The sequence below is a fragment of the Nocardia sp. NPDC005746 genome (assembly GCF_040630785.1).
GTDB lineage: Bacteria > Actinomycetota > Actinomycetes > Mycobacteriales > Mycobacteriaceae > Nocardia.
On the sequence record NZ_JBEXYE010000008.1, the window covers coordinates 190,109 to 213,032 of the forward strand.

Annotated in this window: 27 protein-coding genes; 7 read left to right on the top strand and 20 right to left on the bottom strand. The window is 68.9% G+C overall.

Features of this window, described 5'->3' with window-relative positions; all coding sequences use genetic code 11:
- Positions 1–125 precede the first annotated feature (125 nt).
- Positions 126–1,010: a helix-turn-helix domain-containing protein gene (locus tag ABZ412_RS17525; RefSeq protein WP_357281838.1), complete on the top strand. Its 885-nt coding sequence runs from the start codon at positions 126–128 to the stop codon at positions 1,008–1,010.
- Positions 1,011–1,048: 38 nt separating this feature from the next.
- Here the strand turns inward: ABZ412_RS17525 and ABZ412_RS17530 are convergent, their stop codons facing one another.
- Positions 1,049–2,134, bottom strand: coding sequence for a PLP-dependent cysteine synthase family protein (locus ABZ412_RS17530; protein WP_357281839.1), 1,086 nt, complete (start codon positions 2,132–2,134; stop codon positions 1,049–1,051).
- Entirely contained in the window at positions 2,131–2,442 is a 312-nt protein-coding gene (locus ABZ412_RS17535; RefSeq protein ID WP_357091000.1) for a DUF4229 domain-containing protein, read from the bottom strand. The genes ABZ412_RS17530 and ABZ412_RS17535 overlap by 4 nt, the downstream gene beginning before the upstream one ends.
- 253 nt (positions 2,443–2,695) lie before the next feature.
- Between ABZ412_RS17535 and ABZ412_RS17540 the strand changes: the two genes are divergently transcribed.
- From ABZ412_RS17540 to ABZ412_RS17550, 3 genes are all read left to right on the top strand, one after another.
- Positions 2,696–2,926, top strand: coding sequence for a BldC family transcriptional regulator (locus tag ABZ412_RS17540; protein WP_357281841.1), 231 nt, complete (start codon positions 2,696–2,698; stop codon positions 2,924–2,926).
- An 82-nt stretch (positions 2,927–3,008) separates the two neighbouring features.
- Entirely contained in the window at positions 3,009–3,197 is a 189-nt protein-coding gene (locus tag ABZ412_RS17545; RefSeq protein ID WP_357281842.1) for a hypothetical protein, read from the top strand.
- Positions 3,198–3,369: 172 nt separating this feature from the next.
- The gene (locus tag ABZ412_RS17550) at positions 3,370–3,570 is read left to right on the top strand and encodes a hypothetical protein (protein ID WP_357281844.1); all 201 of its coding nucleotides are present in this window, start codon (positions 3,370–3,372) and stop codon (positions 3,568–3,570) included.
- A gap of 8 nt (positions 3,571–3,578) precedes the next feature.
- Here ABZ412_RS17550 and ABZ412_RS17555 read toward each other — a convergent pair whose 3' ends face one another.
- From ABZ412_RS17555 to hemL, 7 genes are all read right to left on the bottom strand, one after another.
- Positions 3,579–4,769 (bottom strand): Rieske 2Fe-2S domain-containing protein, encoded by a 1,191-nt coding sequence (locus ABZ412_RS17555; protein ID WP_357281845.1) that lies wholly within the window; start codon positions 4,767–4,769, stop codon positions 3,579–3,581.
- A gap of 140 nt (positions 4,770–4,909) precedes the next feature.
- Positions 4,910–5,899 (bottom strand): c-type cytochrome biogenesis protein CcsB, encoded by a 990-nt coding sequence (ccsB, locus tag ABZ412_RS17560; protein ID WP_357281847.1) that lies wholly within the window; start codon positions 5,897–5,899, stop codon positions 4,910–4,912.
- On the bottom strand, positions 5,899–7,518 hold the full coding sequence (locus ABZ412_RS17565) for a cytochrome c biogenesis protein ResB (RefSeq protein ID WP_357281849.1): 1,620 nt from the start codon (positions 7,516–7,518) through the stop codon (positions 5,899–5,901). Before ABZ412_RS17565 ends, ccsB begins: the two co-directional genes overlap by 1 nt.
- Before the next feature lies 1 nt (position 7,519).
- Positions 7,520–8,344, bottom strand: a complete 825-nt coding sequence (locus tag ABZ412_RS17570; RefSeq protein WP_357281851.1) for a cytochrome c biogenesis CcdA family protein — start codon at positions 8,342–8,344, stop codon at positions 7,520–7,522.
- A 5-nt stretch (positions 8,345–8,349) separates the two neighbouring features.
- The gene (locus ABZ412_RS17575; RefSeq protein ID WP_357281852.1) at positions 8,350–8,988 is read right to left on the bottom strand and encodes a TlpA disulfide reductase family protein; all 639 of its coding nucleotides are present in this window, start codon (positions 8,986–8,988) and stop codon (positions 8,350–8,352) included.
- Between the two features lie 88 nt (positions 8,989–9,076).
- Positions 9,077–9,682 (bottom strand): histidine phosphatase family protein, encoded by a 606-nt coding sequence (locus ABZ412_RS17580; RefSeq protein WP_357282038.1) that lies wholly within the window; start codon positions 9,680–9,682, stop codon positions 9,077–9,079.
- Between the two features lie 599 nt (positions 9,683–10,281).
- Positions 10,282–11,619 carry a glutamate-1-semialdehyde 2,1-aminomutase gene (gene hemL / locus ABZ412_RS17585; RefSeq protein WP_357281854.1) on the bottom strand — a complete coding sequence of 446 codons (1,338 nt, stop codon included), beginning with the start codon at positions 11,617–11,619 and terminating at the stop codon, positions 10,282–10,284.
- 272 nt (positions 11,620–11,891) lie between these two features.
- Between hemL and ABZ412_RS17590 the strand changes: the two genes are divergently transcribed.
- Positions 11,892–12,275, top strand: coding sequence for a hypothetical protein (locus tag ABZ412_RS17590; protein ID WP_357281855.1), 384 nt, complete (start codon positions 11,892–11,894; stop codon positions 12,273–12,275).
- 46 nt (positions 12,276–12,321) lie between these two features.
- Here the strand turns inward: ABZ412_RS17590 and ABZ412_RS17595 are convergent, their stop codons facing one another.
- From ABZ412_RS17595 to hemB, 5 genes are all read right to left on the bottom strand, one after another.
- Complete coding sequence (locus tag ABZ412_RS17595; RefSeq protein WP_357281857.1) at positions 12,322–12,546, bottom strand: hypothetical protein; 225 nt, start codon at positions 12,544–12,546, stop codon at positions 12,322–12,324.
- 117 nt (positions 12,547–12,663) lie between these two features.
- The gene (locus tag ABZ412_RS17600) at positions 12,664–12,900 is read right to left on the bottom strand and encodes a hypothetical protein (protein WP_357281859.1); all 237 of its coding nucleotides are present in this window, start codon (positions 12,898–12,900) and stop codon (positions 12,664–12,666) included.
- The gene (locus tag ABZ412_RS17605; protein ID WP_357281860.1) at positions 12,900–13,412 is read right to left on the bottom strand and encodes a hypothetical protein; all 513 of its coding nucleotides are present in this window, start codon (positions 13,410–13,412) and stop codon (positions 12,900–12,902) included. Before ABZ412_RS17605 ends, ABZ412_RS17600 begins: the two co-directional genes overlap by 1 nt.
- A 279-nt stretch (positions 13,413–13,691) precedes the next feature.
- A complete protein-coding gene (locus tag ABZ412_RS17610) occupies positions 13,692–14,201 on the bottom strand; it encodes a hypothetical protein (RefSeq protein WP_357282039.1) in 510 nt (169 codons plus the stop codon).
- Between the two features lie 31 nt (positions 14,202–14,232).
- Positions 14,233–15,210, bottom strand: a complete 978-nt coding sequence (gene hemB / locus ABZ412_RS17615; protein ID WP_357281862.1) for a porphobilinogen synthase — start codon at positions 15,208–15,210, stop codon at positions 14,233–14,235.
- A 184-nt stretch (positions 15,211–15,394) separates the two neighbouring features.
- On the opposite strand from hemB, the gene ABZ412_RS17620 reads away from it, so the two are divergent.
- A complete protein-coding gene (locus ABZ412_RS17620) occupies positions 15,395–15,715 on the top strand; it encodes a hypothetical protein (protein ID WP_357281863.1) in 321 nt (106 codons plus the stop codon).
- Positions 15,716–15,802: 87 nt separating this feature from the next.
- Here ABZ412_RS17620 and ABZ412_RS17625 read toward each other — a convergent pair whose 3' ends face one another.
- From ABZ412_RS17625 to ABZ412_RS17650, 6 genes are all read right to left on the bottom strand, one after another.
- Positions 15,803–16,045 (bottom strand): hypothetical protein, encoded by a 243-nt coding sequence (locus ABZ412_RS17625; protein ID WP_357281864.1) that lies wholly within the window; start codon positions 16,043–16,045, stop codon positions 15,803–15,805.
- 328 nt (positions 16,046–16,373) lie between these two features.
- Positions 16,374–17,936, bottom strand: a complete 1,563-nt coding sequence (locus tag ABZ412_RS17630) for a bifunctional uroporphyrinogen-III C-methyltransferase/uroporphyrinogen-III synthase (protein ID WP_357090970.1) — start codon at positions 17,934–17,936, stop codon at positions 16,374–16,376.
- The gene (gene hemC, locus ABZ412_RS17635) at positions 17,933–18,961 is read right to left on the bottom strand and encodes a hydroxymethylbilane synthase (RefSeq protein WP_357282041.1); all 1,029 of its coding nucleotides are present in this window, start codon (positions 18,959–18,961) and stop codon (positions 17,933–17,935) included. The genes ABZ412_RS17630 and hemC overlap by 4 nt, the downstream gene beginning before the upstream one ends.
- Before the next feature lie 8 nt (positions 18,962–18,969).
- Positions 18,970–20,358, bottom strand: a complete 1,389-nt coding sequence (locus tag ABZ412_RS17640; protein WP_357281866.1) for a glutamyl-tRNA reductase — start codon at positions 20,356–20,358, stop codon at positions 18,970–18,972.
- Positions 20,355–21,167: a redox-sensing transcriptional repressor Rex gene (locus ABZ412_RS17645; protein WP_357281868.1), complete on the bottom strand. Its 813-nt coding sequence runs from the start codon at positions 21,165–21,167 to the stop codon at positions 20,355–20,357. The genes ABZ412_RS17640 and ABZ412_RS17645 overlap by 4 nt, the downstream gene beginning before the upstream one ends.
- 343 nt (positions 21,168–21,510) lie before the next feature.
- Complete coding sequence (locus ABZ412_RS17650) at positions 21,511–21,771, bottom strand: glutaredoxin family protein (RefSeq protein ID WP_357090964.1); 261 nt, start codon at positions 21,769–21,771, stop codon at positions 21,511–21,513.
- Positions 21,772–21,954: 183 nt separating this feature from the next.
- On the opposite strand from ABZ412_RS17650, the gene ABZ412_RS17655 reads away from it, so the two are divergent.
- The gene (locus tag ABZ412_RS17655; RefSeq protein WP_357091350.1) at positions 21,955–22,908 is read left to right on the top strand and encodes an HAD-IB family hydrolase; all 954 of its coding nucleotides are present in this window, start codon (positions 21,955–21,957) and stop codon (positions 22,906–22,908) included.
- The last annotated feature ends 16 nt before the right edge of the window (positions 22,909–22,924 follow it).

Here is a 22,924-nt window from a genome sequence, read left to right on the forward strand (position 1 = left end):
TTGTTGTTTCAAACTATTGGAGCAGAACGGACTGCCCGAACCCTCGTCGAGCGGGAACCGCACGGGTATCCGTCGGCAACCGCGCGTGTAACTGACGGCCATACAAGTAAGGTCTGCCTAAGTAAATGGATGGAGTACCTACGTTCGGCGAGTACATTCGCCAGCGCCGCACCACCGCGAATCTCACGCGTCCCCAACTGGCCTGGCTGGCCAACCTCTCGGTGCCCTACCTGACCAAGATCGAAGGCGGCGCCAATCCCTCGCGACGGGTCATCGAATCCCTGGCGACCGCGCTCAAACTGACGCCGGTCGACTTCGAGTACGCGCTCGTGCTCGCCGAGGGACCGCTGCCGCGCATCGAACCCGACCTGCCGACCCCGGCCGACCTGGACTACCTGGACCTGCTCAACCCCGGCATCGGCGCGTACGTCAGCGGACTATGGGACGTCCTCGCCGTCAACGCCGCGCACCAGGAGTTCTTCCCGGAACTGGTGGCCGGATCCAACTACCTGGAATGGCTGATCTTCAATCCGATCTCCCGGACCGTCATGGTGAACTGGGACAACGAGGTTCGCATGGCGGTCAGCCGCTTCCGCATGCAGCTGGCCCGCACCTGCGAGGAGGAGCGCGGCGCCCAGATCCTCGACCGCTGCCTGGCCGATCCGGACTTCGCGCTGCTGTGGCATTCCGACACGGTCGCGGTCGAGCGCGGGGATCTCACCAAGTTGGTGCGGGATCCGCGCACACTGGCGATTACCGAGATGCGGATCAATATGTGGCGCACCCAATCCACGTTGCATTCGTGGCTTCTGGTGATGGGAACGGTGGTCGATCGACCCACCGCGGTGACCCGTCCGGTGATGCGTCAGCGCCCCGAAACGTCAAGGGGTATTAACACCTCCGAGGGTGGCGTTACCCCGTCGAGACGCGCGAAAAACGTTGCGCCAGGTAAGGATCCGATGCCCACAACCCCATTACAGCAACTCGATAGCAAACTCTCCGATGGGTGACCAACCGATATCGGCCGACCCGTCGTGCCGTGCGAAAACTAGCCCGACCAAGTACCGGTGGCGATGAATTCGGTCAGCACCGCGGTCGGCTCGGCCAAGCTCAGCCCCTGGTCGGCAACCCATTCGTCATTGAAATAGGTTCCGGCATAACGGTCTCCGCCGTCACAGAGCAGCGTCACCACGCTGCCGGTACGGTTCGCGGCGATCATCTCGGCAATCAGGGCAAAGGCCCCCCACAGATTGGTGCCCGTGGAGCCGCCCACGCGCCGGCCCAGCACCGTGCTCGCGTGCCGCGTGGTCGCCACCGAGGCCGCATCGGGCACCTCGATCATGCAGTCCACCACGGTCGGAATGAACGACGGTTCCACCCGCGGCCGGCCGATGCCCTCGATCCGGGACGGCATACCGGTCTGATAATCCAGGTCATCGAGCTCGTAACCGCCGTAGAACGCCGAGTTCTCCGGATCCACCACGGCCAGCCGGGTCTCGTGCCGCTTGTAGCGCAGGTAGCGGCCGATGGTCGCGCCGGTACCGCCGGTCCCCGCGCCCACCACCACCCACGCCGGCACGGGATGGGTCTCCAGGGTCATCTGCTGGAAGATGGACTCCGCGATGTTGTTGTTGCCGCGCCAGTCGGTGGCGCGCTCGGCATTGGTGAACTGGTCCATGTAGTGGCCGCCGGTCTCGGCCGCCAATCGCGCTGCCTCGGCATAGATGTCGGGGGCGCGTTCCACCAGGTGACAGCGCCCGCCCTGGGCCTCGATGAGGGCCAGCTTCTCCGGAGACGTCTTCGCCGGGACCACGGCCACGAAGTCCAGGCCCAGCATCTTGGCGAAATAGGCCTCGCTGATCGCGGTCGATCCTGACGAAGCCTCCACCACCGTGGTGCCCTCGGCGACCCAGCCGTTGCAAATGGCGTAGAGGAACAGCGATCTCGCCAGCCGGTGCTTGAGACTGCCCGTCGGATGGGTGGATTCGTCCTTCAGGTACAGCTGAACGCCCCACTCCGGGGGCAGCGGGTAGCGCAGCAAATGCGTGTCCGCGCTGCGCTGGGAGTCCGCGTCGATGAGCCGGACGGCATTGTCCACCCAGGCCCGGGGTGCGCTGCGATCGCAGCGTTTCACTGCTCGCCCTTGCCCTGCAGCCTCGAGCGCAGCTGGTCGCGGTCCGCGCGGCGCTTGGCGTCCACGGCGGCGATGTCCCGGTTCACCTGGGTCCGCAGCTTCTTGAACAGCACCAGCGACAGCGGCATGGCGATGAGCAGCGCGAACAACAGGGCGACGATGAGGGGAATGGACACCTTCACCGCGGCGGCGACGCCCACGATGATCGCGGTGATGACGGCGACCAGCCCGAGCCGGGCCACCGTGTAGAGGGCCAGATTGCGCGCCAGGCTACGGCCCGCACCGTCGGGTCGGGTTGCTTCACTCACGCGGTCCAGACTAGGGGACGGCGGATCGGGAAACGGCCGCGACCCTCGTCCGCCCAGGTCAGACAGGCCAACCGGTCTGTATGTCGCTGGCCGTTCGCTACGGCACGGCCAAAAGTGACCGTAAACACATAACGGATATCCGTTTTGTCTATTACTTCCTCTTTACCAAAGCGAGACCGTTCGAACACCCAGGGGGTGCAGTGCAACGATGTCGCTACTGATGAGGGATCTGTCGAAACGGAAAGGTTTGCGAATGACTGCGTTCACCGCGGCGAGCCGCGCATTGGGTTCCGTCACCGGTCAGGACACCCTGCTCACCCCAGGCCAAGTCGCTGCCATGTTCCATGTCGATCCGAAGACCGTGACCCGGTGGGCTCACGCGGGTCGGCTCGGCTCCCTGCGGACTCCGGGCGGTCACCGCCGGTTCCGCGAGTCGGAAGTTTTGCAACTCCTGCGGTCCCTCACCACCGAGGCCCGCCTGTAGCACCGATATTCACGGATTACCGTCCGCTTCACGTGCCGCGGGTACGCGCTCGGATTACCCTCGAAGTCAGGAGGTGAGCGACGTGGCGTACCTGTTGGCACTCATCGCGGTAGTGACCGTCGCGATGCTGTGCTGGAAGGCCTTCGGACCCCAGCGATCGGCCGGCACCGGCCCAGCACCCGCTCGGCGCAATCGCGTTATCGGTCCCGAAGACGATCCGGATTTCCTCGCCAAACTCTCCCGGGAGCATCGCGATGGCGAATCCACCTGATTCACCGAAGTTCCGCCAATGAAGTAGCCATAGCGATATATGTGACCGTCCCCCGTGGAACCGCTTCGGCGCAGCCCACGGGGGATCGTCGTTTTTCCGGGCCTGGTCCGCGCCCGACGCGCGCATACTGGGGCAGTCCGGTTCCACAGCTGGGCCCATCCGGAGGTGCCTGATGGAGCGTGAACAGAACCTGTCGCAGGACGCCCGGCGCAAAGCCGGGGACGAACGAGCCGCCGCACGGCGGGCCGAGCGACACGGGCAACTATCGGACATGCACCTGATCCGTGAGGAATCGGGCGCGGACTACGAGCCGTTGACTCGGGGTCAGGTGCGTATGACCGACGTCGAACTAGGCGAGTACGAGCACGGCTGAGCAAACTCTCAGTGGCTGAGGGCGTCCTCCTCCGCCTTGCGGCGCAGGTTCTCGGCGACCTCGGCCTCCCAGGCCTCGTTCGCCTTGGTGGTGTCGACCTCGAACTCGAAGCGCTGCACCGACTTCGGGTCGATGTCGGCGACGTCCACGTAGAACTGGTCGTACCAGCGGCGCAGTTGGTAGACCGGGCCGTCCTCCTCGGTCAGCAGCGGGTTCTCGATCTTGGACTTGTGCTTCCAGATCTCGACGTCCTGCAGGAAGCCGTCGCCGATGCCCTTGGTCATCTTCTTGGCGATCTTGTCCGCCTGGGCGTCGTCGACACCCTGCGGCTTGCGCACCGACATGCCGTACTGCAGCACGAACGCGTCCTGCGAGATCGGGTAGTGGCAGTTGATCAGCACGGTCTCGAGCTCGAAGCCGCTGTAGTTGTTGATCAGCGGATTGACCATGTACGACGGGCCGAAGTACGAGGCCACCGACTTCAGGGTGGAGTCGCCGCCGTACTGGGTGGCCATGCCCTTGTCCGGGCGGGCCGTGGAGTCCAGGTACTGGGTCGCGATGTGGCCCTCGAAGACGTTCTTGAAGTACGTCGGGTACGCGTAGTGGATGTAGAAGAAGTGGGCCATGTCGACCACGTTGTCGATGATCTCGCGGCAGTTGGAGCCCTCGATGATCATGGACTCCCAGGTCCAGTCGGTCCAGCCGTCCCCGATCGTCTCCAGGCCATTGCCCTCGGCGTCGGTGAACGGACCCTCGATGTAGGGGATCGTCACCTCGTCGGTGGGCGGGTTGCCCTCGTGGTCGTGCCACACGAACAGTTGTCCGTTGCGCTCCAAGGTGATCCACGAGCGTGTACGGGCCAGCGGCGGCACCCGGCGGGCATACGGGATGCCGGTGCACTTGCCGTTTCCGCCCCAGCGCCAGTCGTGGAACGGGCACGCGATGGAGTCGCCCTTGACCTCACCCATGCTCAGATCGCCGCCGAGGTGACGGCAGTACGAGTCGAGCACGTGCAGTTCGTTCTTGCTGTCGGCGAAGATCACCAGCTTGGTCCCGAAGGCCGAAACCTGGTGCGGCTTACCGTCGCGGAACGCGCCGGCCAGTCCGAGGCAGTGCCATCCCCGCGCGTACCGCGTCGGCGCCTCGCCCACATCGATCTCGCGCACCTTGCGAACCCGGCCCTCCGGCGTCACTGCCATCTCGAGCACCCCTTCACTAAAACTAGAACGTGTTCTAATCACTGTCGCTTAATACCGTACAGCGCAACAGCACTCAGGGGTAGTGCCAGCACGAAGAAGGCCCCGGCACAGATGCGCCGGGGCCTTCGAGAACAGCGGGATCAGTTCAGTCCGGCATACGAGTGCAGGCCGCTGACCACGATATTGATGATGAAGAGGTTGAAGAGCATCGCGACGAAACCGGCGATGTTGATCCAGGCGGCCTTGGTGTCACGCCAGCCGGAGGTGGCGCGGGCGTGCAGGTAAGCGGCGTAGAGAACCCAGGCGATGAAGGAGCAGGTCTCCTTCGGGTCCCAGCCCCAGAAGCGGCCCCAGGCGGCCTCGGCCCAGATCGCGCCCAGGATGACGCCCGCGCCGAAGATGGGGAAGCCGATGATGGTGGTGCGGTAGGCCAGACGGTCCAGCAGCTGGGCGTCGGGGAGGCGGCGGGCCAGCTGGCCCCAGATGTTGTCGGCCTCCGCGCCCGCGGGCTGCCAGATGCGGAACAGGAACAGCAGGCTCGCGATACCCGAGACCAGGAAGACGCCCGAACCGATCGAGATCACGGTGACGTGGATCGGGAGCCAGTAGGACTTCAGGGCAGGGACGACGGGAGCCGCGTCCACGTGCAGCTTGGTGCCCGCCAGGAACAGCAGGATCAGCACCGGGGTCAGCAGGAAGGACCACATGCCGCGGTAGCGCTGGTCGTTCAGCAGGAACAGGCCGAGCAGGACCGCGGCGGCACAGGCCATCGAGATGAACTCGAACATATTGCCCAGCGGGAAACGGTGGGTCGCGAAGCCGCGCAAGACGATCGAGGCCACGTGCACCCCGAAGCCGACGAACAGGACCGCGAAGCCCATATTGCCGAGACGCTCGGAGAACGGGCGACCGGCGCCGCGCGACTCCACCTTGCCAGGCACGTTCGGCGCGGGCGGCTCGGCGACCGGGTCGGAACCGCCACCGGCGGTGACCAATTCGCGGGTGGTGGTCGGCACCGTGCGGGTGAGGGCGAACTGCCAGACCAGCATGATCCAGACCAGCGCGTAGATCACGATGGCCGATTTGAATCCGAGATCGCTGTAAGAGGCGAGATTCTCGTCGATCGGCATTACTTCTCTCCCGTCAGCAGCCGCTCACGTAGGCGGTCGAACTCGCCGCCCCAGCCGGCCTGGTCGGTGCGGGCCAAACCACCCATTTCTACTACGGTACGTCGTACACCGTCGGACGCCTCGCCGGGGTACACCCGCAACCAGATGCGACGGCGCTTCACCAGCAGCGACACCAACAGGCCCGCCATCATGGTCAACGCCGACACCAGCACCCACTGCTGCGCCGGATCGTGCGAGACCTGCAGGTTCACGAACTCTTCCGCGCCGTCGAAGGTCACCTTGGTGCCGTCGGACAGGGTCGAGGTCTCCCCCGGCTTCAGGTTCACCCGCTGTTCCTTCACCAGGCGGCCCTGCTTGATCATCTCCGGATCCAGCGCGAACAGCGACTGCGCGCGGCCGGTGTCCAGACCGGTGTCGCCCTTGTAGATGTCGATGGCCACCGCGGGATCGCTCATCGCCGGATACCGGGAGGTGAGCAGCTGACCGTGCATGAGCGCGGTCGGCGCGAACAGGCCCTGGATCGCCACCTGATGCTTGCGGCGCTCCTCCTCGCTCGGATACATGCCGCCCGGTGGATCGATGCGCAGCACGCCCGAGGACAGGAAGGTGGTGGCGTCGTCCGGCTTCCATTGGATGGCCTCGGTGCGGGTCTGCCCGTTCGGGAAGGTCACCGTGAACTTGGGCGCGAAACCGTGGCCCTGCAGATACACCCGGTCCCCCGCGACGCGCAGCGGGTGGTTCACCTGGATGGTGGTGTCGTTCCACCGGCCGGAGGCCAGGTCGGCGCCGGTCTGGTACTGGATGTTCGAGGTGAACATCGCCGCCTGACCGTTCTTCAGGTAGTCGGCCTTGAAGTCCTTGACCCGCACGCACATCGGGGTCAGCCCGGTGCCGTCGTTGACATTGCCCGCGCGGAACGAGTCGAACACCGCGGGCGAGGTGGTGCAGAAGCCGGGGCCGTCATTGGCGAGCACCACGACATTGCCCTCGTAGCCGAACAGCTTGCCGATCGCGATCGCCGCCAGCAGGCCCACCAGCGCGAGGTGGAAGACCAGGTTGCCGAGTTCGCGGGTGTAGCCCTTCTCCGCGGACAGGGTCAGCTCCCCGTCCCGATCGCCCGGCTGCACCACCGTGCGCCAGCCGCGCATCTGGCCGCGGGCCCGATCCAGCACCTGCTCCGGGGTCTCCGCGTCGGTGCCGGACCAGTGGTGCGGCAGACGGGACAGGTTGCGCGGAGCCTTGGTCAGCGGCGCGCGCAAGGCCCGGTAGTGGTCCACGCAGCGCGGCAGGATGCAGCCCACCAGCGAGACGAACAGCAGCACGTAGACGGCCGTGAACCAGAAGCTGGAGAACACGTCGAACAGCTGCAACCGGTCCATCCACGGACCCAGGGTCGCGCGATTGCGGATGTAGTCGTCGACCTTGCCCGCGTTGAGACTGCGCTGCGGCAGCAGCGCGCCCGGAATGGCGGCCAAGGCCAGCAGGAACAGCAGCATGAGCGCGGTGCGCATGCTGGTCAGGCCGCGCCAGGTGTTGCGGACCAGGCCGAGGACGCGGCGCGGCGGCGACTGACGCGGCGGACGGGCGGGGGCGCTGGGGGTTTCGATGGTGGCAGTCATGTCAGATCGGCAGGGTCACATTCGAGACGAAGGCATCGCGGACCCAGGAGACGAACACGTCCCACGATCCGGTCACCAGGGCGATGCCGACGGCCACCAAGAGCAGCCCGCCGGTCACCTGGATGGTGCGGGAATTACGGCGCAGCCAGCCGACGGCCCGCAGCGCGGTCGCCGAACCGAAGGCCAGGATGATGAACGGCAGCCCCAGGCCGAGGCAGTACGCCACGATCAGCGCCACGCCGCGCACCGCGGTGGTGCCCTCGGTGCCCGCCGACACCGCCATCACACCCGACAGCGTCGGGCCCAGGCACGGGGTCCAGCCGAGCGCGAACACCGCGCCCAGCAGCGGGGCCCCGACGATGCCGGTGAAACGGCGCGGCTCCATGCGGGTGTCGCGCTGCAGCATCGGGATCAGGCCGATGAAGGCCAGACCCATCACGATGGTCACCACGCCGCCGACCCGTTGCAGCAGTTCACGATTGAGGGTCAGCGCCTGCATGGTGCCGAACACGGTGGTGGCGGCCAGCACGAACACGACGGTGAAGCCCGCCACGAACAGCGCCGCCGCGCCCGCCACCCGCAGGCGCGCCGAATTGCGGCCCGCCACCGCGGTCTTCGCGCTCCGCGCCGACTCCACCGTCACCGGCGGGGCCTCCGCGCCGACCACGCCCGCCAGATACGACAGGTAGCCGGGCACCAGGGGCACCACGCACGGCGAGGCGAACGACACCAGGCCCGCCAGCAGGCACGCGCCCAGCGCGAGCAGCAGCGGTCCGGAGGCGGCGGTCTGCTGGAACGAATCCCCCACGCTCGCCAGATAGGTCACGTGATTCACTGCTCGGCCGCCAGTCGATCCACCACCGGCCGCAGGTCCTCGGCCAGCAGGCTGCGCAGGAACACCGCCGCCACCCGATGCTGCTTGTCCAGCACGATGGTGGTGGGGATGACGCTGGTCGGGAACTTGCCGCCGAGCGCGAGCAGGCTGCGCATGGCCGGGTCGTAGATGGAGGGGTAACCGACCTTGTTGTCGGTCACGAAATCCTGGGCCTTGTCCTTCTGGTTGTCGCGCACGTTGATGCCCAGGAAAGCGACGCCATTGTCCTTCGTCGCCTCGTAAACCTGTTCCAGCGCACCGACTTCCGCGCGGCACGGGCCACACCACTGGCCCCAGATGTTGAGCACCACGACCTTGCCGGGGAAATCGTCCACCGACGTGGTCTTGCCGTCGTGCATCAGATCCGGGCCGGACAGCTTGCCGATGGTGCCGCGCGCGGACGGCGGATCGTAGAAGATCTCGGTCTTGCCGCCCGGCGAGACGAAGTCGAAGGTGCCGCCCTGGGCCACCGCGTCCTTGCCCGCCGTCGTGCACCCGGCGAGCAGGGCCACCACGGTCAGCCCCGCCAGCAGGCCCGCCACCCGCCGCAGCGGGTGACGGACGAACGCGGGCCGGGACGCGATGGCGCGGCTCATGCTGCGCCCTCCAGGTATGAGCGGGGGCCCTGCGTGGTCACGCGAGCAAGCGCGGAGAGGCGGAGCGACGCCTCCGGGCCTGACCCGCTCATGCCCCGGTCACCGTGGGATCGGAGGCGCCGGCGGGCTCCGAGTAGACGATGTCGATCAACGTATCGCCCTGGTAGACCAGGGAAGTCAGCGACGCCAGCGAGCACTGCCGGTTCCGCGGGTCGTGCCAGAGGCGCTGACCCTGCAGGAAACGGCGCAGCGTCCACACCGGCAGCTGATGCGACACCAGCACGGCCTCGCGACCGGCGGCCTCCACCCGCGCCTTGTTCACCGCGGCCAGCATGCGGTGCGCGATCTGCAGATACGGCTCCCCCCAGGACGGGGTGAACGGGTCGCGCAACTTCCACCAGTGGCGGGGCTTGCGCAGCGCACCGTCGCTCGCCGAGACCCGCAGGCCCTCGAAGGTGTTGCCCGCCTCGATCAGATTGTCGTCGGTGCGGATGATCAGGCCGTGGCCCTGGGCGATCGGATCCGCGGTCTCCTGCGCGCGCTGCAGCGGCGAGGCCACCACCAGCGCGATGTCGTGATCGGACAGCGAACGCGCCACGGCCTGGGCCTGCGCGCGGCCGGTCACCGACAGCTGGAAACCGGACAGGCGGCCGTAGAGGACACCGTTCGGATTGTGGACCTCGCCGTGGCGCATGACGTGGACGATCGTCTCGACGTCGTCGGCCACGTCACCGGGGAGGATCAAGCCGCCGGGGCCGGTGACCGGGGCCGGAGCCTCGGTGTCGGCGACCGCGACGTCGGCTTCCGAGACGACGGACTCGTCGGTCTGGGGATCGACCTCGACAACGATCTCGGACGAGAACGCGGCGGGGGCGGATTCCACAGCCTCGGCGGGGACGGATTCCACGGCCTGGGCGGGGGCGGGCTCCGCGGCCTCGGCGATCGCGGGCTCGGCCTCGGCGGGTGCGGAGTCCACCGGCTCGGCGGTCTCCTCGGTCCGGGTGGAGGCGGCGGCGAATCGCTCGGCCGCGGCGACGGCGGCCTCGAAGACCGGCTCGGGGTCGTCGACCACGACGGAATCATCGGATTCCGTTGCGGCGGGCTCGGGTTCGGCCTCGGTCACCGGGGCGACGGTCACGTCGCCCGCCGGGGCGACAGCGATGTTCTCACCGGTCTCGGCGAGTTCGTCCTCGGCTTGGCGGATGGAATCCAGGAGGCGGGTGGCCTCTTCGGCGGAGAGAGGAGCCTCGTGCTGGGCGGGGGCGGGTACGCCCGAGTCGGGGTGGACGGAGCTCACGCGGCGGATCCTTCGGGAGTGGCGGCCGCCGCGGCGCGCGCGGCGGCGGGGAGGGCGGCGGCGATGCGGTCGAACGCGTCCTCGTCGAGAGCGGCCGAGACGAACCAGGCTTCGAAGGCGCTCGGGGGCGCGTACACACCGGCATCCAGCAGCGCGTGGAAGAAGGCTGGGAAACGCCAGGTCTCGGCGGCCTTGGCGGCGGCGTAGTCGGTGACCGGGTTCTCGGCGAAGAACACGCTCACCATATTGCCCGCGAATTGCACCCGGTGCGCGACGCCTTCGGCGGTCAGCGCCTCGGTGAGCAGCCCGCCCAGGCGCTCGGAGTTCTTGTTCAGGGTGGCGTACACCGACTCGTCGGCGGCGCGCAGCGTGGCCAGGCCCGCGGCCACCGCGACCGGGTTCCCGGACAGGGTGCCCGCCTGGTAGACGGGGCCCAGCGGGGCCAGGTGATTCATGATGTCGGCGCGACCGCCGAACGCGGCGGCGGGCAGGCCGCCGCTCATCACCTTGCCGAAGGTGTACAGGTCGCCGGCCACGCCGTCGATGCCGAACCAGCCGGAGTGGCTGACCCGGAAACCGGTCATGACCTCGTCCATGATCAGCAGCGCGCCGTGTTCGGTGGTCAGCCGGCGCAGGCCCTCGTTGAAACCGGGGACCGGCGCGACCGCGCCCATATTGCCCGCGGCGGCCTCGGTGATGACACACGCGATCTCGCCCGGGTGGGCGGCGAAGGCGGCGGCCACGGTCTCGAGGTCGTTGTAGGGCAGCACCAGGGTGTCGGCGGCCTGGGCGCCGGTGACGCCGGGCGAGGTGGGCAGGCCCAGGGTGGCGACGCCGGAGCCGGCGTCGGCCAGCAGCGCGTCCACGTGCCCGTGGTAGCAGCCGCTGAACTTCACGATCTTGGTGCGGCCGGTGAAGCCGCGGGCCAGCCGGACCGCGCTCATGGTGGCCTCGGTACCGGAGTTCACCAGGCGCACCCGGTCGACCGGAGCGACCCGGGCCGCGATGGCCTCGGCGAGTTCGATTTCGGCCTCGGTCGGCGCGCCGAAGGACAGACCGCCGGTGGCGGCCCGCTGCACGGCCTCGACGACGGCCGGGTGCGCGTGCCCGAGGATCATCGGGCCCCACGAGCACACCAGGTCCACGTAGTCGTTGCCGTCGGCGTCGGTCAGCGTGCACCCGCGCGCGGAGGCGATGAACCGCGGCGTGCCGCCCACGGAATTGAACGCCCGCACCGGCGAATTCACGCCGCCGGGAATGACCGCCGCGGCGCGTTCGAAAAGGTGGGCTGAAACCGGGACCGACGCCTGGCTCACACGCGGAGAAGAACTCACGGCACCCAGTCTCTCAGCCGCCCTCGCCCCCGTCGACGACAGGGTGTAGTCGAGTGGCCCTTCCCACAGCCAACCTGTCATCTTCGCACCCCGGATCGAAGCGCGCATCCCGAAGGCCGACGGCTGAGATCACGGGAGCCGGCGAGCGGGTCCTCGACGACGCGGATCCGAGCAACACGCCGAAATGAGATTCGGACAACGTAATTCGCTACTAGATAGCCGATGCGTAAGGTCTCGACATAGGAAACGGCTTCGGAGAGAGGGCGGGACGTATGCGGGTCGTTCGGTTCGGGGTAGGAATCATCGCGGTGGCGGCCGGGCTGGCCGCCGCGCCCGGGGTGGCGCAGGCAGGGGTGCCGCTGGTGCAGATCGACCAGGGGCGGGTGGGGGTGGCGCTGTCACATCAGGAGACGGCCGCCATTGCCGATGGACCCTTACCCGCGGTGGTCAGCCTGTTCGTGCCAATGAGCCGGATGGGCGCGGGCCTGGAGCCCGACACCACCATCTACAAGGACGACAAGGGCGGCGTGCACGCCTCCCTGCGCCAGGTGATGATGGAGGCCGCCGATCATCCGGACGGCACGGTGACCCTGTTCCTGAACCTGCCCGGCACCAAGGGCGGTCGCGTGCTGGATGTTTACCAGAGCTGGAACTGATGCGGAGACGGCGGCGCGGTCTGCGGTCGCGCCGCCGCACCCCCCGCTACGGGAGCGGAATCCCCAGGCAGAACGCCGCCCATCCGGTGGACAGCAGGCAGTTCAGCGGGGGCGGTAGTAGGTCTTGCCAGGACATCGCCACCATCGGTGACCGGTAATCCGGGACGGCATCGACCGGGGCCGCGGCGACCGGAGCCGCGACCACAGTGCCGACGAGCCCCGCGGCCAGCACCGCGGGGGCGATGCGTTTCACGAGTTCTGTGCGCTTCATGCGGATGATTCTCCGCGCGGGTCCGAGGGCGACCAAGGCTGAACCCAGACTTCGCACCCGTCAATACGGTGTGTCGGACCAGGCTCGCCGAGCGCGGACCGTCGAATCGGACAAACGTCAGCGGGTGAGCCGAACCACCCGCGTGGCCCCGTCGATCAGCGACAGCCCGGCCATGATCACCAGCGCCGCGGACCCCGCCAGCCACGGCCCGACATAGCGGGTCGCACCGAACGACGGCGCCTCACCCTGCGCCTTGAACACCGTGGTCTGCACCCCGTGCCGCCAGCACCACACCGCCGCGACGGCCAGCACCGGAACCAGCACGATCTCGGCCGCTATCGTCAGCCATCGCATCACAGCGCCTCCCGAGGCTCGTCGTCGGTCCCGCGCGGGTGGCCCAGGGCCTCGGTCAGCGCCGCGCGCAGCGTGACATGGTCACGCGCCCACGCCTGCACCAGGCGACCGTCGGTCAGCTTCAGGCCGATTCCCTTGCGCCGCCGCGGTACTCCGGTCAGCTCGCCCAGCGCCCGCGCGGACTGCCAGTCCTCATAATCCCAGGACTCCTCGTCGTCTTCGGGCAGCACCTCGGCGATGTCGCGCAACGGCACCACCTCGGTGCCCTCGCGCAGCTGCTCCGGGGTCAGCTCGACACTGATGTGCCGCTTGCCCGCGATCACCTGCAACCAGACGAACCCGGCCAGCAGCACGCCGCAGAAGACGAGCCCGAACCAGTGGATGTCGCCGCCGCGGAACAGCTCGATGACCAGGATGATCGCGCACAGCGCGGGTCCGTAGGCGATGGTCCGCCAGCGCGCGCCGGGTTCGGAGAACAGCACGGCCCCGGGGGCGTTGATGGCCTCACTCATAGGTCGAGCGTAAAGATCGCGGAACGAATCAGTGGGCCAGGCCCGGAATCAGGAGTACGGCGAGGGTCAGCAGGCCGAAGAGGAACAACAGGCTCAGCACCGCGATATCGCGCCGCAGGCTGTGCGGCTGCTGGATCACCACTCGCATCGTTGCTCCGCCTTCCCGGGGGGCTCGAGGCGCATGGATCAACGCGCGACGGCCGACTTCCGGTTCCCGAAATGGTTGTGACAGCCCTCACCATAACGCGTTGTCATCCCCGTAACAAACTCGGCGGTAACCTAGCGCGGTCCGGGCCGGAAGTAGGCCTCGGATTCGCTTCGGTAGCAGAGGAATACGGCCCCGCCCGCGAGCACCGCCTGCACGATGCCCGCGCCGCCGGCGACCAGCGCGGCCACGCCGCTCTCCTTGACGCCGACGCCGAACAGCGTGCCCGCCGCGCCGAGCACCAGGAAGATGCCGAAACCGGTGAGAACCGCTCGGGCCCAGTTCTTTCCGCGCCCGAGCTGCCACACCACCGCCACCCCGGCTCCGGACAGCACCAGCCAGAACACCGCGACCAGCACGAACACGACGGCGGCCCAGACCTCCACCTGCGCCAGGGTGACCGCCGGTTGCTGCTCCTTCACCTGGTCGAACATCTGCTGCGCCAATTCGTTCCGCTGCCCGAACTGCGCGATCAGCGAGGCGATCAACTGCACCAGCCCGACCCCGAGCGCGGCGTACCAGAGCTGACAGGCGGTGCCGACGTCCTCGGGCGCCGGACGCGCCGGATTGTTCGGCGGGACCATGGGATTCACGATCAGAGCTACTCGTTCCGGTTCAGGCCAGCCAGTGCGCGGCCTCGGTGGCCCAGTAGGTGAGCACCATGTCCGCGCCCGCCCGCCGGATCCCGAGCAGCGATTCCAGGATCGCGCCCTTGCGGTCGATCCAGCCGCGCTCGGCGGCCGCGGTGATCATCGCGTACTCGCCGGAGATCTGATAGGCCGCCACCGGCACCGTGGACCGGTCCGAGACCTCGCGCAGGATGTCCAGATACGACATGGCGGGCTTCACCATGACGATGTCCGCGCCCTCGAGCAGATCCAGTTCCAGCTCGCGGATCGCCTCCCGGCGGTTGGCCGGATCCTGCTGATAGGTGCGCCGATCACCCTGCAGCGAGGAGCCGACGGCCTCCCGGAACGGGCCGTAGAACGCGGAGGCGTACTTGGCCGCGTAGGCGAGGATGCCGGTGTCGGTGTATCCGGCGGCGTCCAGCCCCGCGCGGATCGCGGCCACCTGGCCGTCCATCATGCCGCTGGTGCCGAGCAGGTCGGCGCCGGTCGCGGCCTGCGCCAGCGCCATCTCGACGTAGCGGGTGAGGGTGGCGTCGTTGTCGACCGCGCCGCGCTCGTCGAGCACGCCGCAGTGGCCGTGGTCGGTGAATTCGTCGAGGCAGGTGTCGGCCATGACGACCGTCGAGTCTCCGACCTCCGACACCAGCGCGGACAGGCCGCGGTTCAGGATCCCGTCCGGGTCGCTGGCACCGCTCCCCTGGGCGTCCTTGTCCTCGGGCTTCGGCACGCCGAAGAGCATGAGGCCGCCCACGCCCGCGGCCACGGCTTCGGCGGCCGCCTTGCGCAGCGAGTCCATCGAATGCTGGAAAACGCCTGGCATGGAGGAGATCTCACGCGGTTCGCCGATACCGTCGGCGACGAACATGGGCAGAATCAGGTGCCGCGGCTCCAGGCTGGTCTCGGCGACGAGCCGACGCATCGCGGGAGTGCGGCGCAACCGCCGAGGGCGGTCCATTCCGGTCATGCTCGCATGATATGCCCGGCTCGTGACCGGGGTGCGCGCGCCTCCGACGCCGGGCCCGGCCGACTTCCAAAGTCATTGTGAGCAGCCACTTTTGTCGGTGGGTCCGAGTAGAATCGAAGATGTGTTCGAAGGGATCGCGCCGCGTTCGAAGGCGCGATCCCGGATCGCGACGGGAGGATTGGCCGTGCTCGCAGCCGTTACCAGCATGTCCGGCAAGGTGAACCGGGACGCCGGGGTTCCGAAGAAGGGGGAGGTCATCGATCACGCGTGGCGGCCGCTGGCCAAGCAGCCGCTGCCGGCGGGGCGGCCGCGCACGTGGTACGTCTCGCACAACCGGCGATTGAAGGCCATGCGGCTGGCCATCGCGCTCCTGGATTCCGGGTCCTTCGGGCCCGACCAGGCCACCAACGAAAAGATCAGGGAGACAGCCGAAGTCATCGGCGTGCACCAGCCCTCGGACGCGACCTGCCGCATGGTCCGCCGCCTGATGGCGGCCCAGCGCTGACCACCGCGCGGCTCCGCTGAACGCGACGGAGGCGCGCCGACGTCCCCACGACCGGACGTCGGCGCGCCTCCTACGCACGTGCGGCCGCTAGGAGTTCAGGCAGCCGGTCTGGGTCGATCCCGGCGTGCCGGGATTGCTCGAACCGCTGGTCAGGCACTTCAACAGAGTCTGCAGGACGGTCACGGCGGGAATGCCGGACGAGCTGACCCCCGGCGCATCGGCGACCGGCGCCGCCGCGCTCGGGGCCTCGGCGAGAGCCGCCGCCGGGGACAGGCCCGCGCCCAGCGCGAGTCCACACATCGCGATCAGGCCGACTGCAACACGCTTCATGAATGTTCACCTCTCGAAGATCGAATACCGAATGCAGCGTATGCATTTCGCTTCCGGATGAAACGACGACATTTCCTTGGGCATCCACCCAGCGAATCGGCGAGGCCGACATGCTCGCCCTGGCCGGAGGTCCTGCCGCGGTCCGGACCCGTTGTCCGCGACCGGGCCGATCGATGACACGCAATCGCCGCGCCGCGCCGGAATCGGTCTCCGGGCCGAGCCGAACCACTCCGCGCCGTCACAGGTCCCGACCGTGCCGGGCGTGAGAACGACCCCGGCCCCGCGTCATCGTGACGCGGGGCCGGGGTGGCCGTATTTCGTGCCGAAGCTAGCGGCTGCGGCGGCTCTTCTTGCGCGGCGGGGGCAGCAGGCCCTCGGCGCGCAGGTGGGCGGCGTGCTCGGCGAGCGCCTCGACGAGCGGGCCGACCTGGGCCACCTCGGGCTGCACGTCCACGCGCAGACCGAACTCGATGGCCGTCTCGGCGGTCTTGGGTCCGATGCAGGCCACGATGGTGCGGGCGTGCGGCTTGCCGGCGATGCCGACCAGGTTGCGGACCGTGGAGGACGAGGTGAACAGCACGGCGTCGAAACCGCCGGTCTTGATCATCTCGCGGGTCTCCGCGGGCGGCGGGGACGCGCGCACGGTGCGGTAGGCGGTGACGTCGTCGATCTCCCAGCCGCGGTCGCGCAGGCCCTCGGCGAGGGTCTCGGTGGCGATGTCCGCGCGCGGCAGCAGCACCCGGTTGACCGGGTCGAAAACGTCGTCGTAGGGCGGGAAGTCGGCCAGCAGGCCCTCAGAGGACTGCTCACCGGACGGCACCAGCTCGGGGTTGATACCGAAGGAGCGCACCTTCTCCGCGGTGGCCTCGCCGACGCAGGCGATCTTCACGCCGCTGAACGCGCGGGCGTCCAGACCGAATTCGCCGAACTTCTCCCACACCGCGCGCACCGCGTTGGTGGAGGTGAAGACGACCCACTGGTAGCGGCCGTCGACCAGGCCCTTGACCGCGCGCTCCATCTGGGCGGGGCTGCGCGGCGGCTCGACCGCGATGGTCGGGACCTCCATGGGGATGGCGCCGTGGTTGACGAGCTTCTCGCTCATCTCGCCGGCCTGCTCCTTGGTGCGCGGCACCAGCACGGTCCAGCCGTACAGAGCACGGGACTCCCACCAGGAGGTCTTGGCGCGCTTGTCCACTTCCTTGCCGACCGTGACCACCAGCGGGCCGACCAGTTCGGAGGCGGCGTTGTTCAGGGTCGCCAGGGTGGCGTCGATGGTGCGCTGCTGGCGGGTGGTGCCGCGTACCGTCACCGCGACGGGGGTCTGCGGCGCCAGGCCGTGTTCCACCAGCGCCGAGGCGGTCTCGGCCAGGTGGCCGGAGGTGGCGTGCAGCACCAGCGGGCCGGGCGCGGCCGCGACGGCCGCCCAGTCCACCTCGCCGCGGACATCCACCACGGTGTGGCTGGAGCCGAGTTCGATACCCGCGTAGGCGGGCACGGTGGTGCCGGCCGAGAGGCCTGGCAGCACCTCGAAGCTCAGATGCGAGCGGGTGACGGCGTTGATCTCCTGGATGACCGAGTCGGTGGTCATCGGGTCGCCGGAGACCAGGCGCACCACGTCGGAGCCGCCGCGGGCCTCCGCGATCAGGGTCTTGGCCACTTCGGCGGCGTCGCCCAGGGCGGGGCGCACGTCCACCGGGCGGGTCCCGTCGGCGCTCTCCTCGACCGCGATGCCGATCAGGGCGAGCACGCCCTTGTCGACGTCGGGATCGGTGAAGGCCAGCGTCGCCCGGCCGAGCACCTCGCGGGCCCGCACGGTCAACAGCGCCGGGTCACCGGGCCCTGACCCCACGAAAAGGATCCGACCGGGATTCTTCTTCGTCACTCGGCTCATCGGCTGTTCTCCATTGGGCTGGGATTGCTGTCGTCGGTGAGCTCAGCGGATTCCTCTGTGACGCTGAGCAGTTCGCGCGCCCCCAGCTCCAAGAGCTCGCGCGCCAGTGCCCGCCCCAGGTCCGCGGCATCCGCGACCGGTCCGACCACTGAAGCCCGGATCACATCCGAGCCGTCGATCGCCGCCGCGCAGGCGCGCAGCGACAACTCCTCCACCACCCGGCCGTCGTCGTCGAGCGATTCGACGACCTCCGCCAGCGCACCGATCGGCGCGGTACAACCGGCCTCCAAGTCGGCCAGCAACGCCCGTTCCGCGGTGATCGCGGCACGGGTGCCGGGATCGTCGAGGGCGGACAGGATGGTCACGAGTTCGGTGTCCTCGGTGCGGCATTCGACGGCCAGCGCACCCTGCGACGGGGCGGGCAGCATCTGCACCGGTTCGAGCGATTCGGTGACGACGTCCAGGCGGTCGATGCGAGCCAGCCCGGCCCGCGCCACCACCACGGCATCCAGTTCACCGGAGGAGACCTTGCCGATCCGGGTGTCGAGATTGCCGCGCAGCGGCACGATCTCGATGCCCAGGCCCAGCGCCTTCAGCTGCGCGGCGCGCCGCGGCGCGGAGGTGCCGACCTTGGCGCCCGCGGGCAGCTCGCCCAGCACCAGGCCGTCGCGCGCCACCAGCGCGTCGCGCGGATCCTGCCGGGGCGGGATGGCGGCGATGTCGAAGCGCGGATCCTGCGCGGTCGGCAGATCCTTGTACGAGTGGACGGCGATATCGACCGTGCCCGCGGCCAATTCCTCGCGCAGCGCGGCGGTGAACACGCCCACGCCGATCTTCTGCACGGGATCGGTGGCGTTCTGGTCGCCGGCGGTCTTCACGATCACCAGCTCGGCCTGCTGGCCGTTGGCGATCAGGGCGTCACGCACGTGCCCGGCCTGGGTGAGGGCCAGCAGACTGCCGCGGGTGCCGATGCGCCACGGGGCGTCGACCGTTCCGCGAGCGGTTATGTCGTTCTCGTGCACCATTGCTCCGGTCATGCGGTGTGCCCCTGTTCGTCCCCCGGGTGGGCGGCGGTGAAATCATCGGCCAGTTCGCCCTGCAGGGCGGAGATCTCCATCGGCGCGGCAACCGCTTGCGCCGCACCGGGTTTGAGTTCGAACAGCTCGCGCAACGCCTCGGCGTAGCTGTCCCCGCCGGGTGTGGAGGCCAGCTGCTTGACCCGCACCGTCGGCGCGTGCAGCAGTTTGTCGACCACCCGTCGCACGGTACGGGCGACCTCGTCGCGTTCGGTGGATTCGAGTCCCGGTAGTCGGGAGTCCAGACGCAGTAGCTCGGCCTCGACCACGTCGGCGGCCATCTGGCGCAGCGCGGCCACGGTCGGGGTGACCTCGGCCATGCGCTGTCCGGCAAGGTATTTGGAGAGTTCGTCGGCGACGATGGTGCGCGCGGCGGCGGTGTCGTCGGCGGCCGCGCCGGCCGACGGGTCGCGCTGCAGCGTCTCGATGTCGATGACGGTGACCCCGGGCAGCCCGGCGACCGCATGGTCCACGTCCCGGGGCAGGCCCAGGTCGCAGATGACCAGTTCCTCGGCGCCCGGCTTGGCCGACAGCGCCCGGTGCACATCCGCGAGGGTGACCACGGTGCCCACCGCGCCGGTACAGGTGATCACCACGTCGGCGGCGGCCATGGCCTCGGCCAGCCGGTCCATCTCGATGGCCTCGGCCTCGACGCCGTGCATGGTGGTGGCCGTGTTGGCCAGCCGCTGTGCCTTCTCCAGGGTCCGGTTCACCACGATGACCTTCGCGGCCCCGCCGCGCGCCAGCTGCGCCACCGCGAGCCCGCCCATCGCGCCGGCGCCCAGCACCAGCGCGGTGCGCCCGGCCAGCGGGCCCTGCACGGCGGCCGCGCGATCCAGCGCCACCGACACCACCGACGCGCCCGCGCGGTCGATCCCGGTCTCGGAGTGCACCCGCTTGCCGACCCGCAGCGCGTGCTGGGCCAGCTCGTGCAGGGTGCGCCCGGCGGCCTGCTGGGCGTCGGCCGCGGCGTAGGCGGCCCGGATCTGGCTGAGGATCTGCTGCTCGCCGACCACCATGGAATCCAGGCCCGAGGACACCGCGAACAGGTGCTCGGCCGCGGCCTCCGCGTAGCGCACGTAGGCGTGCTTGGTGAGTTCGGGCAGCGGCAGCCCGGAATGCTTGGTGAGCAGTTCGCCGATCTCGCCGAGCGCGGGGTGGAAGGCGTCGACGACCGCGTAGACCTCGATGCGGTTGCAGGTGGAGACGATCATCGCCTCGGACACGTGCGTGGAGGACAGCATCTTGTCGGTCAGCTTGGGCCGGTCGGTCTCGGTGATGGCGATCTTCTCCAGCACCGCCACCGGTGCGCTGCGATGCGAGATGCCGACGAGAAGCACGCTCATGGCTGGACCACCGCTCCCTTGCTGGTTGTGTCCGCGGTCTGGATCGTCGTCACCCGGCGGATCGGGGTGGACACCACGTTCGCGTCGGCGGAGCCGACCACGGCCGCGGCCGCGCTCATCGCGTCCTCGGCGGCCGATTCCGCGTTGCGGGCCCGCTCGAACGACAACAGCTGCATCTCCACCGCGAGATCCACCCGTCGCACCTCGACGGTGGCCGGGGCCTCGAGAGCCAGGGCCGAGAAGCTCAGCACGCACTGCAGACCGGCCTCGACCAGCAGATCGCACACGCCCTGCGCGGCGGCGTCGGGCACGGTGAGCACGGCGATGGTGGGTTCCAGCGTGGCCACGGCGTCGGTCAGCTCGGCCACGTCGCGGACGACGAGTCCGCCGACGGTGGTCCCGATGACCTCGGGATCGTTGTCGAACAGCCCGACCATGGCGAAACCGCGGCGGCGGAAACCGCCGTAGCCGACCAGCGCGCGGCCCAGGTGACCGGCTCCGACCAGCACCACCCGGTGTCCCTCGGACAGACCGAGCACATCCTCGATGCGGTCGCGCAGCTTGATCACGTCGTAGCCGACACCGCGCACGCCGTTGGGTCCGAGGAAGGAGAGATCCTTGCGCAACTTGGCCGAACCGACACCCGCCGCGACAGCCAGTTCCTCACTCGATACGATGGCTACAGCGTCGTCGGCGAGTACGGCGAGCACCCGGAGGTAAGTGGCCAGCCGGGCCACCGTGGCCTGCGGGATGTCCTTCTGCAGAGCCTTGGAGACGCCAGTCGGCGGCGTCTCTTGCTGCTCTGTCACGTCGCTTGCGCTCCTCGTCCGGCCGGGGGTGAGTGTCCGGGTTCTTTTGTCGACCCGACGCCGGGAGACCGTCGCGGTCCTTACAGGCGAGGTCGAGTCAGGTTCAGGGGGTCGCTTCCGCTGCCCGAGAAGGCGGGTCGCGTGCCACCACCGTAACCGCTTGTGAAGCCCTGCACAAAGTCGGTGAATTCAGTCACTTTGCGGCGGGCTCCGGCCCCGGGTTCATTCAACCCTCATCAGCGCGAACCCGCTACGCAACACACCGGAGGGCACGGACGGAGGGGGACCCGGGCAGAAAGCCCGGAAAATCCCCTCTCACGCCAGGTTTCGCGAGGTAGGTCCGTTATTTCGCGAGGTCGGCGCGCAGCCGCGGCTCGTCCACGTCGAAATAGCTGTGCTCCCGGCCGTCCAGCAGCACCACCGGCAGCCGGTCCCCGTATTCGGCGCGCAGGCCCGGATCGGTGGCGGCGGCCACGTCCACGTCGACCGTGGTCACCTCGACGCCGAACTCGGCGCAGATCGGGCGCAATTGTTCGAGTGCGGTGTGGCACAGCCCGCACCCGTCCCGGGTCAACAGCGTCACAGCATGTGGCGAATCGCTCATGGCCACCATCTAACAACTTCCCGATATGTCGTTCACCGTCTACGTTGCGGCCACTCCCGGGCGTTACTGTTGAGTTGTTCGCGCTAACAGGCGGAGGTACTGGTGCCGGAACGTTCGAAAGAGCAGGGAACGGGCTTCATCGCGGGACGATTCGGTGAATTCCCGGCGCGCTGGGGTCAGGGACTGGCTGACCTGCAGGATCAGTTCACCCGCATCACCCGCAGCCCCTTCGGTCCCACCGAGGAAGAGGTCCGCGCCAACCTGGCCGGTGAGGCCAGCGCCGACGCCGCGATCGCCCTCCACGACGCCGAGCTGGCGCTGCGCGACCTCGGCGACACGCCGACGCCCACGATCGCCCGCGACCTCACCGCCGCGGCCTTCTTCGACGTCGACAACACCATGGTGCAGGGCGCGTCGATCGTGCACTTCGCGCGCGGGCTGGCCTCGCGCAAGTACTTCAAGACCTCCGACCTGGTCGACATGGCCTGGAAGCAGGTCAAGTTCCGGGTCACCGGCAAGGAGAGTCACTCGGACATGGCGTCCGGCAAGGAGAAGGCGCTGTCCTTCATCGCCGGCCGCCCGACCGCCGAACTCGCCGCGCTCGGCGAGGAGATCTACGACGAGATCATCGCCGACAAGATCTGGCCCGGCACCCGGGCGCTGGCCCAGATGCACCTGGACGCGGGCCAGCAGGTCTGGCTGGTCACCGCCACGCCGGTGGAACTCGCGCAGGTGATCGCCAAGCGGCTCGGCCTGACCGGGGCGCTGGGCACGGTCGCCGAGAGCGAGGACGGCGTCTTCACCGGCCGCCTGGTCGGCGACATCCTGCACGGGCTCGGCAAGGCGCACGCGGTGCGCACCCTCGCCATTCGTGAGGGCCTGAACCTGAAGCGCTGCACGGCGTACTCCGACAGCCACAACGATGTGCCGATGCTCTCGCTGGTCGGCACCGCGGTGGCCATCAACCCGGACGCGGATCTGCGCGAGGTCGCCAAGAATCGCGGCTGGGAAGTGCGCGACTTCCGCACCGGGCGCAAAGCCGCGAAAGTCGGTGTGCCCACGGCCCTCGCGCTCGGCGCGGCGGGCGGCGCGGCCGCGGCCGTACTGTCCCGGAAACGCGAAGCCAAGGCCAGCTAGCACGAAAAGCGACCGG

What these genes read in the sequence shown, in the direction of transcription:
- ABZ412_RS17525 (WP_357281838.1), top strand. Translation starts at nt 126, where the DNA reads ATGGATGGAGTACCTACGTTCGGCGAGTACATTCGCCAGCGCCGCACC.
- ABZ412_RS17540 (WP_357281841.1), top strand. Translation starts at nt 2,696, where the DNA reads ATGACTGCGTTCACCGCGGCGAGCCGCGCATTGGGTTCCGTCACCGGT.
- ABZ412_RS17550 (WP_357281844.1), top strand. Translation starts at nt 3,370, where the DNA reads ATGGAGCGTGAACAGAACCTGTCGCAGGACGCCCGGCGCAAAGCCGGG.
- ABZ412_RS17555 (WP_357281845.1), bottom strand. Translation starts at nt 4,769, where the DNA reads ATGGCAGTGACGCCGGAGGGCCGGGTTCGCAAGGTGCGCGAGATCGAT.
- ccsB (WP_357281847.1), bottom strand. Translation starts at nt 5,899, where the DNA reads ATGCCGATCGACGAGAATCTCGCCTCTTACAGCGATCTCGGATTCAAA.
- ABZ412_RS17565 (WP_357281849.1), bottom strand. Translation starts at nt 7,518, where the DNA reads ATGACTGCCACCATCGAAACCCCCAGCGCCCCCGCCCGTCCGCCGCGT.
- ABZ412_RS17575 (WP_357281852.1), bottom strand. Translation starts at nt 8,988, where the DNA reads ATGAGCCGCGCCATCGCGTCCCGGCCCGCGTTCGTCCGTCACCCGCTG.
- ABZ412_RS17580 (WP_357282038.1), bottom strand. Translation starts at nt 9,682, where the DNA reads ATGCGCCACGGCGAGGTCCACAATCCGAACGGTGTCCTCTACGGCCGC.
- ABZ412_RS17590 (WP_357281855.1), top strand. Translation starts at nt 11,892, where the DNA reads ATGCGGGTCGTTCGGTTCGGGGTAGGAATCATCGCGGTGGCGGCCGGG.
- ABZ412_RS17595 (WP_357281857.1), bottom strand. Translation starts at nt 12,546, where the DNA reads ATGAAGCGCACAGAACTCGTGAAACGCATCGCCCCCGCGGTGCTGGCC.
- ABZ412_RS17600 (WP_357281859.1), bottom strand. Translation starts at nt 12,900, where the DNA reads ATGCGATGGCTGACGATAGCGGCCGAGATCGTGCTGGTTCCGGTGCTG.
- ABZ412_RS17605 (WP_357281860.1), bottom strand. Translation starts at nt 13,412, where the DNA reads ATGAGTGAGGCCATCAACGCCCCCGGGGCCGTGCTGTTCTCCGAACCC.
- ABZ412_RS17610 (WP_357282039.1), bottom strand. Translation starts at nt 14,201, where the DNA reads ATGGTCCCGCCGAACAATCCGGCGCGTCCGGCGCCCGAGGACGTCGGC.
- hemB (WP_357281862.1), bottom strand. Translation starts at nt 15,210, where the DNA reads ATGACCGGAATGGACCGCCCTCGGCGGTTGCGCCGCACTCCCGCGATG.
- ABZ412_RS17625 (WP_357281864.1), bottom strand. Translation starts at nt 16,045, where the DNA reads ATGAAGCGTGTTGCAGTCGGCCTGATCGCGATGTGTGGACTCGCGCTG.
- ABZ412_RS17630 (WP_357090970.1), bottom strand. Translation starts at nt 17,936, where the DNA reads ATGAGCCGAGTGACGAAGAAGAATCCCGGTCGGATCCTTTTCGTGGGG.
- hemC (WP_357282041.1), bottom strand. Translation starts at nt 18,961, where the DNA reads ATGGTGCACGAGAACGACATAACCGCTCGCGGAACGGTCGACGCCCCG.
- ABZ412_RS17640 (WP_357281866.1), bottom strand. Translation starts at nt 20,358, where the DNA reads ATGAGCGTGCTTCTCGTCGGCATCTCGCATCGCAGCGCACCGGTGGCG.
- ABZ412_RS17650 (WP_357090964.1), bottom strand. Translation starts at nt 21,771, where the DNA reads ATGAGCGATTCGCCACATGCTGTGACGCTGTTGACCCGGGACGGGTGC.